The organism is Thermomonas sp. (assembly GCF_041919455.1).
Lineage (GTDB): Bacteria > Pseudomonadota > Gammaproteobacteria > Xanthomonadales > Xanthomonadaceae > Thermomonas.
Window position 1 is genome coordinate 41,082 of sequence record NZ_JAYRTQ010000006.1, and the last position, 14,774, is coordinate 55,855.

18 protein-coding genes and 1 pseudogene are annotated in these 14,774 nt (G+C 67.6%); 14 read left to right on the forward strand and 5 right to left on the reverse strand.

What is annotated here, in order from left to right; translation table 11 throughout:
* Window positions 1-61 precede the first annotated feature (61 nt).
* The 5 genes from ACE3T8_RS05530 to ACE3T8_RS05550 are packed head-to-tail and all read left to right on the forward strand — an operon-like array spanning window position 62 to window position 2,827.
* On the forward strand, window positions 62-457 hold the full coding sequence (locus tag ACE3T8_RS05530) for a hypothetical protein (RefSeq protein ID WP_374607483.1): 396 nt from the start codon (window positions 62-64) through the stop codon (window positions 455-457).
* Window positions 454-672: a helix-turn-helix transcriptional regulator gene (locus ACE3T8_RS05535; RefSeq protein ID WP_374607485.1), complete on the forward strand. Its 219-nt coding sequence runs from the start codon at window positions 454-456 to the stop codon at window positions 670-672. Before ACE3T8_RS05530 ends, ACE3T8_RS05535 begins: the two co-directional genes overlap by 4 nt.
* Complete coding sequence (locus ACE3T8_RS05540; protein WP_374607486.1) at window positions 669-1,589, forward strand: acyl-CoA thioester hydrolase/BAAT C-terminal domain-containing protein; 921 nt, start codon at window positions 669-671, stop codon at window positions 1,587-1,589. Before ACE3T8_RS05535 ends, ACE3T8_RS05540 begins: the two co-directional genes overlap by 4 nt.
* A gap of 46 nt (window positions 1,590-1,635) precedes the next feature.
* The gene (locus tag ACE3T8_RS05545; RefSeq protein WP_374607488.1) at window positions 1,636-2,229 is read left to right on the forward strand and encodes a hypothetical protein; all 594 of its coding nucleotides are present in this window, start codon (window positions 1,636-1,638) and stop codon (window positions 2,227-2,229) included.
* 7 nt (window positions 2,230-2,236) lie between these two features.
* Window positions 2,237-2,827, forward strand: a complete 591-nt coding sequence (locus ACE3T8_RS05550) for a DUF998 domain-containing protein (protein WP_374607490.1) — start codon at window positions 2,237-2,239, stop codon at window positions 2,825-2,827.
* Here ACE3T8_RS05550 and ACE3T8_RS05555 read toward each other — a convergent pair.
* On the reverse strand, window positions 2,814-3,065 hold the full coding sequence (locus ACE3T8_RS05555) for a SemiSWEET transporter (RefSeq protein ID WP_374607492.1): 252 nt from the start codon (window positions 3,063-3,065) through the stop codon (window positions 2,814-2,816). The two genes, ACE3T8_RS05550 and ACE3T8_RS05555, sit on opposite strands and share 14 nt — an antisense overlap.
* On the reverse strand, window positions 3,062-4,366 hold the full coding sequence (locus tag ACE3T8_RS05560) for an amidohydrolase family protein (RefSeq protein ID WP_374607494.1): 1,305 nt from the start codon (window positions 4,364-4,366) through the stop codon (window positions 3,062-3,064). The genes ACE3T8_RS05555 and ACE3T8_RS05560 overlap by 4 nt, the downstream gene beginning before the upstream one ends.
* A gap of 96 nt (window positions 4,367-4,462) precedes the next feature.
* Here ACE3T8_RS05560 and leuS point away from each other — a divergent pair, with 96 nt between their 5' ends.
* The 6 genes and pseudogenes from leuS (at window position 4,463) to rlmH (ending at window position 10,551) form a co-directional block, all read left to right on the forward strand.
* Complete coding sequence (gene leuS, locus ACE3T8_RS05565; protein ID WP_374607496.1) at window positions 4,463-7,201, forward strand: leucine--tRNA ligase; 2,739 nt, start codon at window positions 4,463-4,465, stop codon at window positions 7,199-7,201.
* 41 nt (window positions 7,202-7,242) lie between these two features.
* On the forward strand, window positions 7,243-7,755 hold the full coding sequence (lptE, locus tag ACE3T8_RS05570; RefSeq protein ID WP_374607497.1) for an LPS assembly lipoprotein LptE: 513 nt from the start codon (window positions 7,243-7,245) through the stop codon (window positions 7,753-7,755).
* 110 nt (window positions 7,756-7,865) lie between these two features.
* Window positions 7,866-8,918: a DNA polymerase III subunit delta gene (gene holA, locus ACE3T8_RS05575; RefSeq protein ID WP_374607498.1), complete on the forward strand. Its 1,053-nt coding sequence runs from the start codon at window positions 7,866-7,868 to the stop codon at window positions 8,916-8,918.
* A pseudogene (gene nadD, locus ACE3T8_RS05580) lies at window positions 8,915-9,562 on the forward strand (nicotinate-nucleotide adenylyltransferase); the annotation flags it as partial. The gene holA and the pseudogene nadD, both read left to right, overlap by 4 nt.
* Before the next feature lie 66 nt (window positions 9,563-9,628).
* Window positions 9,629-10,033: a ribosome silencing factor gene (gene rsfS, locus ACE3T8_RS05585; protein ID WP_374607697.1), complete on the forward strand. Its 405-nt coding sequence runs from the start codon at window positions 9,629-9,631 to the stop codon at window positions 10,031-10,033.
* Between the two features lie 47 nt (window positions 10,034-10,080).
* Window positions 10,081-10,551 carry a 23S rRNA (pseudouridine(1915)-N(3))-methyltransferase RlmH gene (gene rlmH / locus ACE3T8_RS05590; RefSeq protein ID WP_374607500.1) on the forward strand — a complete coding sequence of 157 codons (471 nt, stop codon included), beginning with the start codon at window positions 10,081-10,083 and terminating at the stop codon, window positions 10,549-10,551.
* 54 nt (window positions 10,552-10,605) lie between these two features.
* Here the strand turns inward: rlmH and ACE3T8_RS05595 are convergent, their stop codons facing one another.
* Window positions 10,606-11,313, reverse strand: a complete 708-nt coding sequence (locus tag ACE3T8_RS05595; protein ID WP_374607502.1) for an energy transducer TonB — start codon at window positions 11,311-11,313, stop codon at window positions 10,606-10,608.
* Between the two features lie 28 nt (window positions 11,314-11,341).
* Between ACE3T8_RS05595 and ACE3T8_RS05600 the strand changes: the two genes are divergently transcribed.
* Entirely contained in the window at window positions 11,342-11,470 is a 129-nt protein-coding gene (locus ACE3T8_RS05600; protein ID WP_374607504.1) for a hypothetical protein, read from the forward strand.
* A 74-nt stretch (window positions 11,471-11,544) separates the two neighbouring features.
* Here the strand turns inward: ACE3T8_RS05600 and ACE3T8_RS05605 are convergent, their stop codons facing one another.
* Together ACE3T8_RS05605 and ACE3T8_RS05610 are read right to left on the reverse strand one after the other, a co-directional pair.
* Window positions 11,545-11,727 (reverse strand): hypothetical protein, encoded by a 183-nt coding sequence (locus ACE3T8_RS05605; protein ID WP_374607505.1) that lies wholly within the window; start codon window positions 11,725-11,727, stop codon window positions 11,545-11,547.
* Window position 11,728: 1 nt separating this feature from the next.
* Complete coding sequence (locus tag ACE3T8_RS05610; protein WP_374607507.1) at window positions 11,729-12,457, reverse strand: SIMPL domain-containing protein; 729 nt, start codon at window positions 12,455-12,457, stop codon at window positions 11,729-11,731.
* A gap of 144 nt (window positions 12,458-12,601) precedes the next feature.
* Between ACE3T8_RS05610 and ACE3T8_RS05615 the strand changes: the two genes are divergently transcribed.
* The gene (locus tag ACE3T8_RS05615) at window positions 12,602-13,171 is read left to right on the forward strand and encodes a nucleoside triphosphate pyrophosphatase (RefSeq protein WP_374607509.1); all 570 of its coding nucleotides are present in this window, start codon (window positions 12,602-12,604) and stop codon (window positions 13,169-13,171) included.
* Window positions 13,172-13,183: 12 nt separating this feature from the next.
* The gene (gene rng / locus ACE3T8_RS05620; protein ID WP_374607511.1) at window positions 13,184-14,677 is read left to right on the forward strand and encodes a ribonuclease G; all 1,494 of its coding nucleotides are present in this window, start codon (window positions 13,184-13,186) and stop codon (window positions 14,675-14,677) included.
* The last annotated feature ends 97 nt before the right edge of the window (window positions 14,678-14,774 follow it).

A 14,774-nucleotide genomic window follows, 5' to 3' on the forward strand; every position in this document is an offset into this window, starting at 1 on the left:
TATCGGGGGTGATGCAATGGAGCTACAGGTGCAGGGGTTCGGCAAGCGATTCGCATGGCGGATGGCTGGGGTGTTCGCTGGCATGGGGTTGCTGTCGGCGTCGGGCGCGTTGATGCAGGGCAGCGCAATGGTGTTCTACACCGTGCTGTTCTGCCTGCCACTCACGCACTGGTTCCGCTGGCGTGCGATGCGCGATGAGCGGCGGCGCACCGAAGCCCTCGAAGATGAGCGCGATGCCGCCCTCCTGGCGCGTGCCGGGCAAGCCTTCCGGCTGTTCGTGTCGTGCTGGCTCGTCCTGCTCGCCCTGGCGCTGAGCGTGTCGCCGCTGCACGATGCCTTGCCGACGCATGCCTACGCAGTGCCAGCACTGGTCGTGCTGGGGCTGCTGGGCGGCAACCTCGCCCAGCACATCGCCGCTGCCGTGCTGTATCGCAAGGATCGGTTGGCAACTGGATGACCGGCACCACGATCAGCAACGAGATCCGCCGCCTGCGCTTCGCCCGTGGCGAGATGACCCAGCAGGCGCTGGCCGATGCCTGCGGCGTGACCAGGCAAACCATCATCGCGCTCGAAGCCGGCCGTTATGCGCCATCGCTCGAGCTCGGCTTCCGCATCGCCGATGCGCTGGGCGTGCGCATCGAGGAGGTCTTTCAATGGAGCAGGCCGCAATGAGCAAGGCAATGGGCAAGGGGCTGCGGTTCTTCAAATGGATGCTGGGCATCCTCGCCGCATCGGTGCTTTCACTGGCCGCGTACATGTGGTGGGTGGTGGAACGCTTCGATACCGAAACCCTGCCGCTGCGGCATGGGCAGGTCGACGGGGAACTGTTCGCGCGCGACGGCGGCAAGCGCCCGTTGATCGTCGGTTTGGGCGGTGGCGAGGGCGGCAATGCCTGGGCCAGCGACCGCTGGAAACCGCAGCGTGAGCGCTTCCTCGACCAAGGCTATGCGCTGCTCGCGCTGGGGTACTTCGGCACGCCGAATTCGCCGGAAAAGCTCGATCGCATTTCCCTGGATGGCGTGCATGCGGCGATCGTGGAAGCATCGAAGGATCCACGCGTGGATGGCCGCTGCGTCGCGATCATCGGCGGGTCGCGCGGCGCGGAGTTGGCGTTGCTGCTGGCCAGCCACTATCCCGACATCCATGCCGTGGTCGCCATCGTGCCGGGCAGCGCGGTGTTCCCGGCGCTGACCGATGCCATGACCACCGGCGGCTTCTCCCTGCACGACAAGCCGCTGCCGTTCGTGCCGATGACCTGGGGTGCAACGCCCGCCCTGATCGTCGGCGACCTGCGTGGCGCGTTCGAGTCGATCATGGGCGATGCAGCGGCGATGCAGCGTGCGGCGATCCCTGTCGAACGGATCAACGGGCCTGTCTATTTCGTGTCCGCGACCCGGGACGAGGCCTGGCCCTCGCGCGAAATGAGCGATGCGATGATGGAGCGCCTGCAGGCGGCCGGGTTCGCCCACCACGCCGAACACCTGCCGGTGGAGGGCGGCCATGCCGGGCCGCTGGATGAATTCCCGAGGATCGAGGAGTTCCTGCAGCGCCATTTCATGGCGCGGTGCGGCGCGGGCGCGACCCTCTGATATCGTCGCCCGGCGGCGGCCGCCGCACTGGACCGGGAGAATGCAGATGCGCATGTGGAAGTGGCTGGCCGTGGTGGCGCTGTCGATGGCGTGGACGTTGGCGTTCGCCAAGGACAAGGACGAGATCAAGCCGGCCGGCACCAGCAACCCGCCGCCGTCCGAACTGCTCTCCGGCTTCGATCGATACGAAGTGAAGCCAGCCGTGCTCACCGGCGTGTATGCGGGCCAGGAGATCAACGAGACCGCGCTGGCCTCGTTCCAGCGCAACTTCGACGAGCGCGTTGGCGCCTGGGTTGCCGAGCAGAATGCCAGGCCCGCCCGGCATGACCCGGCGCGCACGCTGGTGATCGAGCCGCGGATCGACAAGATCCGCTTCATCAGCGGTGGTGCGCGGGTGTGGGCAGGCGCGTTCGCCGGCAGCTCGCGTGTGCTGGTGGCGTTGCGACTCGTCGACCAGGCGACCGGTGAAGTGATCGCCGAGCCGGAGTTCTACCAGCATGCGAAGGCGATGGCGGGTGCATGGACGTTCGGTGTCGCCGACAACAACATGCTGATCCGGACGGCGACGATGTCGCTCGACTACCTGAAGGCCAACCAGGACCAGGCCGTTGGCGCGCCGACCGGCTGGGAAGGCAAGTAACCGGCGCGTGTTCGTGCATTCCCGTCGCGCGGTCCGCCTCGCCATTGCGGCAGGTGGCTGTTTCGCCGTCGCGCTGCTGCTGGCGAACCTCGGCGTGCCGGAGTATTCGCATCGCGTGCATCCGGTGGCGCTGCGCGGCACCGCCGGTTTGCCGTGGGCATTCGCCTTCAACCTGCTCGCCTTCGTGCTGCCGGGTGCCTTGCTGGCGACCGCGGGCCTGACATTGCGCGCCAGCCTGCGCGATGCCGGATGGGCGGCGCGCATCGGCATCGTCATCGCGCAGTTGTCGGCGCTGGCGTTCGCCGCGCAGGGCCTGCTTCCGCTGGATCCGGGCGACGCCGATTCGCATGCGAGCCGCCTGCACGTGATGACGTGGATGCTGTGGTGGATCGCGTTCGTGCCGGGCGCGTTGCTGCTGGCCGCGGGCGCGCGGCGCGGCATCGGCTTCGCGCTGGGCAGCATCGCGATCGGTGTGCTGGTACCGGTGATCGCCGTGCTGGCACCGATCGGCCTGTGGGTGGGCCTGGCGCAGCGGCTGGCCTTCGCGTTGTGGTTCGGCTGGTGGTTGCTGGCCGCGTGGCGGCTCAGCCGTACTTGAGCTTCATCCCGAGGATCGTCGACGACAGCACGAAGGTCACCGCGTTGGAGAGGATCATCGGCCACGACATCAGGTACAGCCCGTAGCCGAACCAGCAGGCGATGCCGAAGGTGAACACCACGTACATCCACAGCGAGATGCCGGAGGTGTCGCGGGTGCGGATGGTCTTCACCGCCTGCGGCACGAACGACAGCGTGGTGCACGCGGCCGCCAGGAAGCCGACCCACTCCAGGTTCATCGCACGGGCGTCCGGTACACCGCGCCGTCCTTCATCACGAAATCGACCTTCATCACATTGCCGATGTCGGCCAGCGGGTCGCCCGGCATGGCGATGATGTCGGCGCGCTTGCCGGCCTCGACCACGCCCTGGTCGTCCACGCCGAGCACTTCGGCGGCGTGGATCGTCGCCGCCTGCAAGGCTTTCGCGGCGGGGATGCCGGCCTCGACCATGTAGAGGAACTCGCGGGCGTTGTCGCCGTGCGGGCCCACGCCCTGGTCGGTGCCGAACGCGATCCTGACCCCGTTGCGATGGGCCTTGGCCGCGGTGTCCTGGATCATCGCGCCGATCCGCGCCGCCTTGGGGCGAACGATCTCCGGGTAGTAGCCATCGATCTTCGCCTTCTCCGCCACGAAGCGGCCAGCGGAGATGGTGGGCACGTACCAGGTGCCTTTCTGCTTCATCAGCGCCATCACCCGATCGCTCATGTAGCTGCCGTGCTCGATGCTGGTCACCCCGCCGGCGACCGCGCGATACATGCCTTCCTCGCCATGCGCATGCGCGGCCACGCGGTAGCCGTAGTCCTTGGCGGTATCGACCACCGCCTTCACTTCGTCGACGGTGAACTGCGGCGCGTCGCCCGATTTCGCGTAGGACAGCACGCCGCCGGTGGCGGTGATCTTGATCACGTCGCTGCCGTCCTTGTAGCGCTGGCGGACCGCCTGGCGGGCGTCCTCGATGGAATTGATCACGCCCTCGGTGGGGCCGGGTGGGCCGACCAGGTGCGCGAGCTGGTCGTTCAAGCCGTTGCTGGGATCGCCATGGCCGCCGGTGGTGGCGATGGACTTGCCCGCGGCCCAGATCCGCGGACCTTTCAGCTGGCCCTGGTTGATCGCGTCGCGCAGGTGCGGGCTGATTCCGCCGCCGAGGTCGCGTACGCTGGTGAAGCCGGCCAGCAGGGTTTTTTCGGCATACCCCACACTGCGGAAAGCGAAATCCACCGGGTCCAGGCGGAAGCCCTCGGAATAACTCTGCGCACTGGATTGCTGGCCCAGATGCACGTGCAGGTCGGTCCAGCCGGCCATGCAGGTGCGATCCGACAGGTCGATGCTGGTCGCATCCGCCACCGCTTCGGCGCGGCCGGCCAGCACTTCGGCGACCTTGCCGTTGCGCACCACCACGGTATGCGCGCCCAGCAGCTTGCCGCTGCGGCTGTCGAACAGCTTGCCGCAATGGAGCGCGGTGCCGGCGGGCGCGTCGGCGGCGAACGTGGGCACGGCCAGCATGGACAGGACGGTAACGGCGAGCAGGCGATGGCGCATGGCGATTCCCCCTGGAAGTTGCCGGATGGTGCCACGCATGGCGGCTGGAGGGGGGCTGCGGTAGGCTGTCCGGCCCGTTTTCGCAAGTTTTCCGCCGTGTCCGAACCCGTTTCCTACGATCCCCGCACCGTCGAATCCGCCGCCCAGTCGTTCTGGGCCAGCACCCGCGCCTTCGAGGTGAGCGAGCAGTCCACCAAGCCGAAGTACTACTGCCTGTCGATGCTGCCGTATCCGTCCGGTGCGCTGCATGTCGGCCACGTGCGCAACTACACCATCGGCGACGTGATCAGCCGGCACAAGCGGATGACCGGGCACAACGTGCTGCAGCCGATGGGTTGGGATGCGTTCGGCCTGCCCGCCGAAAACGCCGCGATCAAGAACAAGACCGCGCCGGCCAAGTGGACCTACGCCAACATCGAACACATGCGCGCGCAGTTGCAGTCGCTGGGTTACGCGATCGATTGGAGCCGCGAGTTCGCCACCTGCAAGCCGGATTACTACATGCACGAGCAGCGCATGTTCGTGCGCCTGCTGAAGAAGGGCGTGGCCTACCGCAAGAATTCTGTGGTGAACTGGGATCCGGTCGACCAGACGGTGCTGGCCAACGAGCAGGTGATCGACGGCCGCGGCTGGCGCACCGGCGCGCTGGTCGAGAAGCGCGAGATCCCGCAGTGGTTCCTGCGCATCACCGATTACGCGCAGCAACTGCTGGATGAACTGGACACGCTCGACGGCTGGCCGGATTCGGTCAAGACCATGCAGCGCAACTGGATCGGCCGCAGCGAAGGCCTGGAAATCCAGTTCCGTGTCGATGGTGAATCGGAGCCGCTGACGGTGTTCACGACCCGTCCGGACACGTTGATGGGCGTGACCTTCATCAGCGTCGCCGGCGAACACCCGCTGGCGCTGAAGGCTGCCGAAGGCAACCAGGAACTGGCCGCGTTCCTGGCCGACCTCAAGCAGGGCGGCGTGTCCGAAGCCGAACTGGAGACCCAGGAAAAGCGCGGCATGGCCACCGGCCTGTGGGCGATCCATCCGGTCACCGGCGAGGACGTCCCCGTCTATGTCGCCAACTTCGTGCTGATGGGCTACGGCACCGGCGCGGTGATGGCGGTGCCGGCGCACGACCAGCGCGACTGGGAATTCGCCAAGGCCTATGGCTTGCCGGTGAAGCCGGTGATCGTCGATGACGCGGTGCGCGACGCGCTGCAGGAAATGTCCTCGCACGTGGCCGAGCACGACGACCCGATGGCGGTCGCGCTGGGCGGGCACGCGGCGATCGACGTGGTCGAGATCGATGCCGCCGTTGCAGTGGTGCGCGATTATTTCCGCCGCATCGAGGAAGAAGGTGCGCAGACCGAGCGCGGCTTCCTGATCAACTCCGGCGACTACAACGGCATGGAGTTCGATGCCGCGTTCGATGCGCTCGCCGCGAGATTCGAGGCCGAAGGTACCGGCGCTCGCCGCGTCAATTTCCGCCTGCGCGACTGGGGCGTGAGCCGCCAGCGTTACTGGGGCTGCCCGATCCCGGTGATCCATTGCGCCGCATGCGGCTCGGTGCCGGTGCCGGAAGACCAGTTGCCGGTGTTGCTGCCGGAGGACGTGGCCGATGCGTTTGCCTCGGGCGACGTGCATTCGCCGATCAAGTCCGACCCCGAATGGCGCAAGACCACCTGCCCGCAATGCGGCGCTGCGGCCGAGCGCGAAACCGACACCTTCGACACCTTCATGGAGTCGAGCTGGTACTACGCGCGCTACACTTCGCCGGGCGCCAGCGACATGGTCGACGAGCGAGCCAATTACTGGCTGCCGGTCGACCAGTACATCGGCGGCATCGAGCACGCGATCCTGCACCTGATGTATTTCCGCTTCTATCACAAGCTCCTGCGCGACGCCGGGCTGGTGCAGAGCGACGAGCCGGCCACGCGCCTGCTGACGCAGGGCATGGTCATCGCCGATACCTTCTATCGCGAGGACGAGCTTGGCGCGAAGGAATGGATCAATCCGGCCGACGTCGAGATCGAGCATGACGAGCGCATGCGCATCACCGGCGCGAAGTCGCTGGTCGATGGCCTGCCGGTGCTGATCGGCGGCACCGAGAAAATGTCGAAGTCGAAGAACAACGGCGTCGATCCGCAGGTGCTGGTCGACAAGTACGGCGCGGACACCGTGCGCCTGTTCTCGATGTTCGCCGCGCCGCCGGAGCAGTCGCTGGAATGGAGCGATGCCGGCGTGGAAGGCATGGCGCGCTTCCTGCGCCGCCTGTGGCGCGACGTGCATGCGCACGTGGTCCAGCCCGACCATCCCGAAGTCGACCCGAACGCGCTGGACGCCGCGCAGAAGACCCTGCGCCGGCAGATCCACGAGGCGATCCAGAAGGTCGGCGACGACTACGGCCGCCGCCATAGCTTCAACACGGCGATTGCCGCGCTCATGGAACTGCTCAACGCGGTCAACAAGTTCGCCGACACGTGCGACCAGGGCCGCGCGGTGCGCCACGAGGCGTTCGAGGCCATCGTCCTGCTGCTCAACCCGATCACCCCTCACGTCAGCCATGCGCTGTGGCAGGCGCTGGGCCATGCGGAGACGCTGCTGGAGGATGTGCCGTTCCCGCAGGCCGATCCGGCTGCGCTGGTCCGCGATGCGCTGACCCTGGCGGTGCAGGTCAACGGCAAGCTGCGCGGGACCATCGAGGTCGCCCCGGACACGGCGCGCGAAGTGGTCGAGGCCGCTGCCTTGGCCGATCCGCACGTCGCCACCTTCGTCACCGGCAAGGAGATCCGCAAGGTCATCGTGGTGCCGGGCAAGATAGTGAACATCGTGGTGGCGGGCTGAGCCCCGCCGACTTCGCCAAGCCGATCGCTTAGACTGCCGCCATGACCCGACGCCTCGCCGCACTCGCCCTTGCCACCGCGCTGCTCACCGGCTGCGGTTTCCACCTGCGCAATGCCCTGAACCTGCCGGAGAACCTCGGCCCGGTGCGGGTGCTGGCGTCCGATCCGTACAGTCCGCTCGGCGAGTTACTGGCCGATGGCCTCAAGCGCGCCGGCGCAGAGGCCGCCGCAGCCGATGCCACCGCGGATGTCGCGACCCTGCAGGTGATCTCCGAGCAATGGGCCGACACCCCGATCAGCCATGACCAGTTCGGCCGTGCACAGGAGTTCTCGCTGCGCTATGCGGTGATCTTCAGCATGCGTCGCGCCGATGGCACTGCGGCAGTGCCGCAACAGGCGGTGGAGCTGGCCCGCGACTACCTGGCCCCGGCGGTGGATTCGATCGGCAAGGCCAGCGAGCGCGAACTGCTGGTGCGCGAACTGCGCCGCGACATGGCGGCAGCGATCCTGCGCCGCGTCGATGCCGCCTCCAAGCCGGCCGCCGCTGCGCAGTGAGCAAAAAGGGCAACGAAAAGGGGTCAGAGTGAAGTTTTGCGACGGCCTTTTCCGCGAAAGCCGACCGCCATCTGCGCAAAATTCACTCTGACCCCTTTTCGTCTTTTGCCATGGAACTGAACGTCGATCGCTTCGCCGCGCAACTCGCCGGCGAGTCGTTGCGGCCTGCCTACCTGGTCGCCGGCAGCGAAACCCTGCTGGTCCTGGAAGCCGCCGATGCCGTGCGCACTGCCGCACGCGCACAAGGCATCGACGAGCGCGAAGTCCACGACATGGAAGGCCGCGATGCCGACTGGGATGCGCTGGACGCCGCGATCAACGCGCCCAGCCTGTTCGCCAGCCGGCGCCTGGTCGAAGTGCGCCTGCCCACCGGCAAGCCCGGCACCGAGGGCGCCAAGCTGATCGCCGGGCTGTGCGCATCGCCACCCTCCGACGTGGTCCTGCTGGTGGTCGCCGGCGAGTGGTCGCGCTCGCACGGCGGCAAGTGGAGCGAGGCGATCACCCGCGCCGGCCATGCCTGCATTGCCTGGCCGGTCAAGCCGCACGAACTCACTGGCTGGATAGGTGCGCGCCTGCGTAGTCGCGGGGTCAAGGCCGCACCCGATGCGGTGGCACGGCTTGCGCAACGGGTCGAAGGAAACCTGCTGGCTGCGGCGCAGGAAGTCGACAAGCTCGCCCTGCTGCTGGAGCGTGATGCGAGTGGCGCATCGGCCGTGCTCGATGTGGCGAAGATGGAATCACTGGTCGCCGATTCGGCGCGCTTCGATGTGTTCCGCCTGGTCGATGCCGCATTGAACGGACAGCCTGCGCAGGTGTCGCGGATGGTCGCCGGGTTGCAGGCGGAAGGCGAGGCCATTCCCGCGCTGATGGGCATGGTGGTCAAGGAACTGAACACCGTCGCCGCGTTGTCGCGCGCGCGCAACCTCGCCGCCGAATTCAAGGCGCAGCGCGTCTGGGAATCGAAACAAGCGGTCTATACGCGCGCGCTGAAGCGGCATCCCCCGGAACGCTGGCAACGCATGCTGGTCGAGGCCGGCAAGGTCGACCGTATCTCCAAGGGCCGTGTGCGCCTGGGCGAAGAGTCCGCCGATGCCTGGCAGCAACTGGAACGCCTGCTGCTCGCCGTGGCCGAACCGGGCGCGGTGCGCCTGCTGGCATCGTGAGCGCGCAACCGTTGCGGATCTTCTACGGCGGCACCTTCGACCCGGTGCACGACGGCCACGTCGCCATCGCCCGCGCCGCCCGCGACACCTTGCAGGCCGAGGTCGCCCTGTTGCCCGCGCGCGATCCGCCGCACAAAGCGGTGACCGGCGCGAATGCCGACCAGCGCGCGGCGATGCTGGAACTCGCCATCGCCGGCGAACCCGGCCTGATCGTGGACCGCCGCGAGCTGCATCGCGCCGGACCGTCGTACAGCGTCGATACGCTGGGCGAGTTGCGCGCTGAATTCGGTGCCGTCGCGCCGCTGGCCTGGCTGGTCGGCGGCGATTCGCTGCGCCAGCTGCACACCTGGCATCGCTGGCGCGAGTTGTTCGAGCGTGCACACCTGCTGGTGGTGCAGCGTCCCGGTGCCGACATCGACCTGGTCGCCCTGCATGCCGACGCTCCCGAGGTCGCCACGCTGGTCGAACAGCGCCAGCGGCCGGTCGGTGCGTTGGCGTCGTCGGCGCATGGCGGCATCGCGCTATTGCCGCTTCCGGACCTGCGGCCGGAGTCCTCGACCGAGCTGCGCCGGCGCATCGCCAGTGGCCAGCGGTGGGAGGATTGGGTACATCCGGCGGTGGCGGGCTATATCGTCCGTCACGGCCTCTACCGCGACCCCGCCGGTATACTGGCCGCCGCACGCCGTCCGTCCCTCATCGAGCCCGCACCCTTGACCACCACTGCCCACGTCATCAAGACCAGCCTGCCCACCCCGCCACCGCCGGTGGAAACGCTGCTCAAGACCGTGCACGACGCGCTGGCGGAGCTGAAGGCCAAGGATGCGGTGGAGATCGACGTGCGCGGCAAGAGCAGCGTCTGCGATTACATGGTCGTGGCCTCCGGTACGTCCACCCGCCACGTGAAGTCGATCGCCGACGAAGTGGTGCGCTTCGCCAAGAAGCTCGACGTCATGCCGCTGGGCGTGGAAGGCGAGCGCGAGGCCGAATGGGTGCTGGTCGACCTTGGCGATGTGGTGGTCCACGTGATGCTGCCGCGGGTGCGCGAGTTCTACGCGCTGGAGCGCCTGTGGACCGTCGGCGACCAGCATCCGGACTACATTTCGTCCGAGTCCTGAGACGGGCTGCGTTTCGATTGCTTCCCCTTGAGGGGAGGCTTCTTTGGATGAAAGCCCGCCTGATCGCCGTCGGCGAACGCGCCCCCGCATGGGTGGCGCAGGGTTTCGCGGAATACCAGAAGCGCCTGTCGCACTGGCTGCCACTGGAGCTGGTCGAGGTCGAACCCGGCGTGCGTGGCAAGGGCCGTGACACCGCGCGGGCGATGAGCGACGAAGGCGCGCGCGTGCTCGCGGCGCTGCCGAAGAATGGTTTCGTTGTCGCGCTGGATGGTCGCGGCAAGCCGCATTCGTCCGAGCAGCTCGCAGTGCGCCTGGAGCACTGGCGCGGGCGCGGCCAGGATCTCGCCTTCCTGATCGGCGGCCCCGAGGGCCATGCCCCCGAGGTCATTGCGCGCGCCGACGAAACCTGGTCGCTCGGACCGCTGACGTTGCCGCACATGCTGGTGCGATTGGTGCTGGCCGAGCAGGTCTACCGCGCCGCGGCGTTGCTGGCGAACCACCCATACCACAGGGCCTGAACGAACAACGCCCGCATCATCGATGCGGGCGTTGAGGTCATCGAGTGCTCGCAATCAGCGCAGCGCGAACTCGATCGGCACCATCCCGATCGCCTGCACGGCCTTGCCTTCCTTCGTCGCCGGCTGGAAGCTCCAGCGCTTCAGCACCTGCGCGCGTGCCGCTTCGTCCAGTTCGCGATGGCCGCTGCTCTGCGCCACCGTGACTTCCAGCGGCCGTCCGTCGATGCCGACCAGGACCTGCAGCAGCACCGTGCCGGTGAGGCCGCGCTTCATCGCCATTTTCGGATAGGTCGGCGCCGGAGCCGAACGGTACTCGAGCTGCACCGGTGCCGGGCCAGTGGCGATCGGGGCGATGTCACCGACCGGACCGGTATCAACGACAGTGCTTTCGATGGCCTGTTCGGTCGCGCCATCAGTCAGCACCGGCGTCGCAACGGCTGTCGGTTGCTGGGCGATGGTTTGCTGGCGCACCGGCTGCGTGGTGGGTGGTGTCGGTTGCTGCTGGACGACCGGAACCTTGATCGGCGGTAGCGGATCCCGCCTGATCCAGTCCGGGAGGGGTGTCACCGGCTTTTCATCGGGTAGAGGCAGCGGTGCAGGCAAGGTCATCGGCATCATCAGCAGGCCCATGGCCAGCGCGTTGACCGCGATGGTGCCGCTGAGGGTGACGATGCGGGCCGCGTCGAGCTGCGGCCTGGAGGCGGGCTTGAGCAGGGCGAAACCGGCGGGGCGAAACGATGCGAGGGGATGCGTGCGGGCCATGGTCAACCTCCTGTCAGGTGGGTAGTCCATGCAACGGGCCAATGCCGGGAGTGGGGTCGAGGCCGATCCGATGCACGCCTCGACGCTGCGCCGTACGCCGGCGCATTGGCAATCGGCGGGCGACGACCGGCATGCGGCTGCCGACAAATGGCAATGACTCTCGTTCGTGTTTTTGCCCCGGATACAACGATGCCCGCGCATAGCGGGCATCGTTGGCGGCTTGCAGCTGGCTCAGGGCGCGGGATCGGGATCGTGTTCCAGGCCACCTTCCTCGGGATCCGGCTCGGGCTTGGCACCCGGGATCTGCGCCTGCGCCTTGTCCCTGGGCTTCGGTTCCGCGTAGCCGGTATTGCATTCCGGCTCCGGGGAGGCGGTCGGCACGCTGGCGGCGTCGCTGTCCTTGCGCGTGGTCATCTCAGCGCCCCAGCTCGAAGACCACGTCGATGCTCACCGACAACGATGCCTCGCCCGGCGACACCGAGGTCTCCTTGGCGAACCCGTCCGCGGCCATCGCCCGCATCATCGGCATCGGTCGCGGGAAGCTGGCGCCGCCTTCGTTGATGCTGACGATGCGACGCACCTTCATGCCGAGTGCGGCGGCATAGGTGTCGGCACGCGCCTGCGCCTTCTTCAACGCGGCCAGGCGTGCCTCGTCGTAGGCCTCGTCGGGCTTGTCGACCTCGAAGCTCGGCCCGTTGATCTGGTTGGCGCCATTGGCGACGAACGCATCCAGCACCTTGCCCAGCTTGGACAGGTCGCGCACCTTCACGTTGACCGTGTTGCTGGCCTGGTAGCCGACGATGCTCGGCGGCTGGTTCTCCACGTACTTGTACTGCGGATTGAGGTTGATGCCGGCGGTCTGGATGTCGCGTTCGGCGATGCCGGCGGCGCGGATCGCCGCCATCACCTTGTCCATCTGCACGGCGTTGGCGCGCATCGCCGCATGGGCGTCCGCGGCCTGGGTGACCACGCCGGTGGAGATGGTGGCGACGTCGGGCGCGCGGGTGGCATCGGCGGAGGCCGACACCGACAGCAACGTGCCCTGCGGCGAGGCGATGGCGATATCGGGCGATGTCTGTGCGTTGGCGGCCATGGGCACGGCGATGGCCAGGGAGAGGGCGAGGAACAGGGGACGCAGGATCATGGTGGACTCCGAATCGATGCGGGGGAAGCGTGCGCGAGGCATGGTGGGTGCCAGGTGAACGCTCGTGGCGGGAGTGAACGCGTGGTGAGCCGGAACGGGGTTGCAGGCATGGCCCGGACATGGCCGCGGGTTAGACTCCCGACCATGCTGCATCTTGCCTCGCGCTCGCCCCGACGCGCCGAATTGCTTGCCCGTCTCGGGCTGGACTTCGGCATCATCGACCTCGACATCCCCGAGCGCCAGGGGGTTGACGAGGCCGCCTCCGAGTACGTGCGCCGGGTTGCCCGCGAGAAGGCCGGCGCCGGCCTGCTGCAGGTGGTCGCGGTGCCGGGCGCAGTGGTCCTGGGCGCCGATACCGAGGTGATCCTGGACGGTCGCGTGTTCGGCAAACCGGCCGATGCCCACGATGCCGCTTCGATGCTGCGCACGCTGTCGGGCCGCACCCATGAAGTGATCACCGCGGTCTCGCTGGTCTCGGCCGCGCGCGAGGTGCAGGCGGTGTCGACTTCGCAGGTCACCGTTGCTGCGCTCGACGATGACGCCGTCGCCACCTACCTCGCGTCCGGCGAATGGCAGGGCAAGGCCGGTGCGTATGCGATCCAGGGGCGCTTCGAATCGCATATCGAACACCTGTCCGGCAGTTTCAGCGGGGTGATGGGCCTGCCGATGTTCGAGACCGCGCGGCTGCTGCGCGACTTCGGCATCGCCGCATGAGTGCCTGCCCTCATGAGTGAAGAGTTGCTGGTCAACGTGACCCCGCGCGAGACCCGCGTCGCGGTGGTCGAGAACGGCATGCTGCAGGAGCTGCACATCGAGCGCGGCAGCCAGCGCGGCGTGGTCGGCAACATCTACAAGGGCAAGGTGCAGCGGGTGATGCCCGGCATGCAGGCGGCCTTCGTCGACATCGGCCTGGACCGTGCGGCCTTCCTGCACGCCAACGACATCTTCCGCAGCGCGCAGCTGGACGCAGGCGAAGTCGACGACGCGCAGGCCGCGCCGCCGATGCAGGTGCAGGTGCCGATCACCGAATTGCTGCGCGACGGCGCCGAGATCGTGGTGCAGGTGGTCAAGGATCCGATCGGCAGTAAGGGCGCGCGGCTGACCACCCAGATCAGCATCCCGTCGCGCTACATGGTGCTGTTGCCGCGCTCGCGCGTGCTGGGTATTTCCGCGCGCATCGAGGACGACGACGAGCGTGCACGCCTGAAGGCCTTGATGACCGAACTGGCGCGGCCCGGCAGCGCCTACGGCTACATCGTCCGCACCAATGCCGAAGGCCAGCCGGCCGAGGCGCTGGCCGAGGACATCGCCTACCTCAAGCGCGCCTGGGACCTGGTCGAGGCGACCTCGGCCACCGCCCAGGTCGGCAGCTGCGTGTACGAGGACCTCAGCCTGCCGCTGCGCGCGGTGCGCGACCTGATCCGCCGCGACGTGGAGAAGGTCAAGGTCGATTCGCGCGAAACCTGCGAGCGCCTGCGCGAATTCGCCGCGCAATACATGCCTGGACTCGCGGAAAAGATCGAACACTATTCCGGCGCGCGCCCGATCTTCGACATGTACGGCGTGGAAGACGAAATCCAGCATGCGCTGGAGAAGGAAGTGCCGCTGAAATCGGGCGGTTACCTGGTGATCGACCAGACCGAGGCGATGACCACGGTGGACGTCAACACCGGTTCCTTCCTCGGCCAGCGCAACCTCGAGGAGACGGTGTACCGCACCAACCTGGAGGCGGCCCAGGCGGTGGCGCGCCAGCTGCGGCTGCGCAACCTGGGCGGGATCATCATCATCGACTTCATCGACATGGTGGATGCCGAGCATCGCCGGCAGGTGCTGCGCACGCTGGAAAAGCAGCTGGCCCGCGACCACGCCAAGACCACGGTGTACGACTTCTCGCCGCTGGGCCTCGTGGAGATGACCCGCAAGCGCACCGTGGAAAGCCTGGAGCGCCAGTTGAGCGAGCCCTGCCACGAATGCAGTGGCCGCGGCACGGTGAAGACGGCGGAGACGGTGACTTACGAAGTGTTCCGCGAGATCGTCCGCGCGGTGCGCCAGTTCGATGCCGCGCGCCTGCTGGTGATCGCCTCGCCGAAAGTGGTGGCGCGCATCACCGACGAGGAATCCACCGCGGTGGCGGAACTCGAAGAGTTCCTGGGCAAGTCGATCCGCTTCCAGGCGGATGCGCAATACATGCAGGAGCAGTTCGATGTCGTATTGCTCTGATGCGATTGCGATGAAGGCCTGGACGATGGGGCCGGAGCGACAGTGTGCTGCAGAGCGGCCCATGGATGGGCCGCACCCGCGACATCAGTCCTGGACG

Coding starts and splice junctions, on each gene's coding strand:
- ACE3T8_RS05540 (WP_374607486.1), top strand. CDS start 669: ATGAGCAAGGCAATGGGCAAGGGGCTGCGGTTCTTCAAATGGATGCTG.
- ACE3T8_RS05615 (WP_374607509.1), top strand. CDS start 12,602: ATGCTGCATCTTGCCTCGCGCTCGCCCCGACGCGCCGAATTGCTTGCC.
- ACE3T8_RS05605 (WP_374607505.1), bottom strand. CDS start 11,727: ATGACCACGCGCAAGGACAGCGACGCCGCCAGCGTGCCGACCGCCTCC.
- ACE3T8_RS05545 (WP_374607488.1), top strand. CDS start 1,636: ATGCGCATGTGGAAGTGGCTGGCCGTGGTGGCGCTGTCGATGGCGTGG.
- holA (WP_374607498.1), top strand. CDS start 7,866: ATGGAACTGAACGTCGATCGCTTCGCCGCGCAACTCGCCGGCGAGTCG.
- ACE3T8_RS05600 (WP_374607504.1), top strand. CDS start 11,342: ATGCAACGGGCCAATGCCGGGAGTGGGGTCGAGGCCGATCCGATGCAC.
- ACE3T8_RS05555 (WP_374607492.1), bottom strand. CDS start 3,065: ATGAACCTGGAGTGGGTCGGCTTCCTGGCGGCCGCGTGCACCACGCTG.
- ACE3T8_RS05535 (WP_374607485.1), top strand. CDS start 454: ATGACCGGCACCACGATCAGCAACGAGATCCGCCGCCTGCGCTTCGCC.
- rng (WP_374607511.1), top strand. CDS start 13,184: ATGAGTGAAGAGTTGCTGGTCAACGTGACCCCGCGCGAGACCCGCGTC.
- ACE3T8_RS05560 (WP_374607494.1), bottom strand. CDS start 4,366: ATGCGCCATCGCCTGCTCGCCGTTACCGTCCTGTCCATGCTGGCCGTG.
- lptE (WP_374607497.1), top strand. CDS start 7,243: ATGACCCGACGCCTCGCCGCACTCGCCCTTGCCACCGCGCTGCTCACC.
- ACE3T8_RS05610 (WP_374607507.1), bottom strand. CDS start 12,457: ATGATCCTGCGTCCCCTGTTCCTCGCCCTCTCCCTGGCCATCGCCGTG.
- ACE3T8_RS05530 (WP_374607483.1), top strand. CDS start 62: ATGGCTGGGGTGTTCGCTGGCATGGGGTTGCTGTCGGCGTCGGGCGCG.
- ACE3T8_RS05595 (WP_374607502.1), bottom strand. CDS start 11,313: ATGGCCCGCACGCATCCCCTCGCATCGTTTCGCCCCGCCGGTTTCGCC.
- rlmH (WP_374607500.1), top strand. CDS start 10,081: ATGAAAGCCCGCCTGATCGCCGTCGGCGAACGCGCCCCCGCATGGGTG.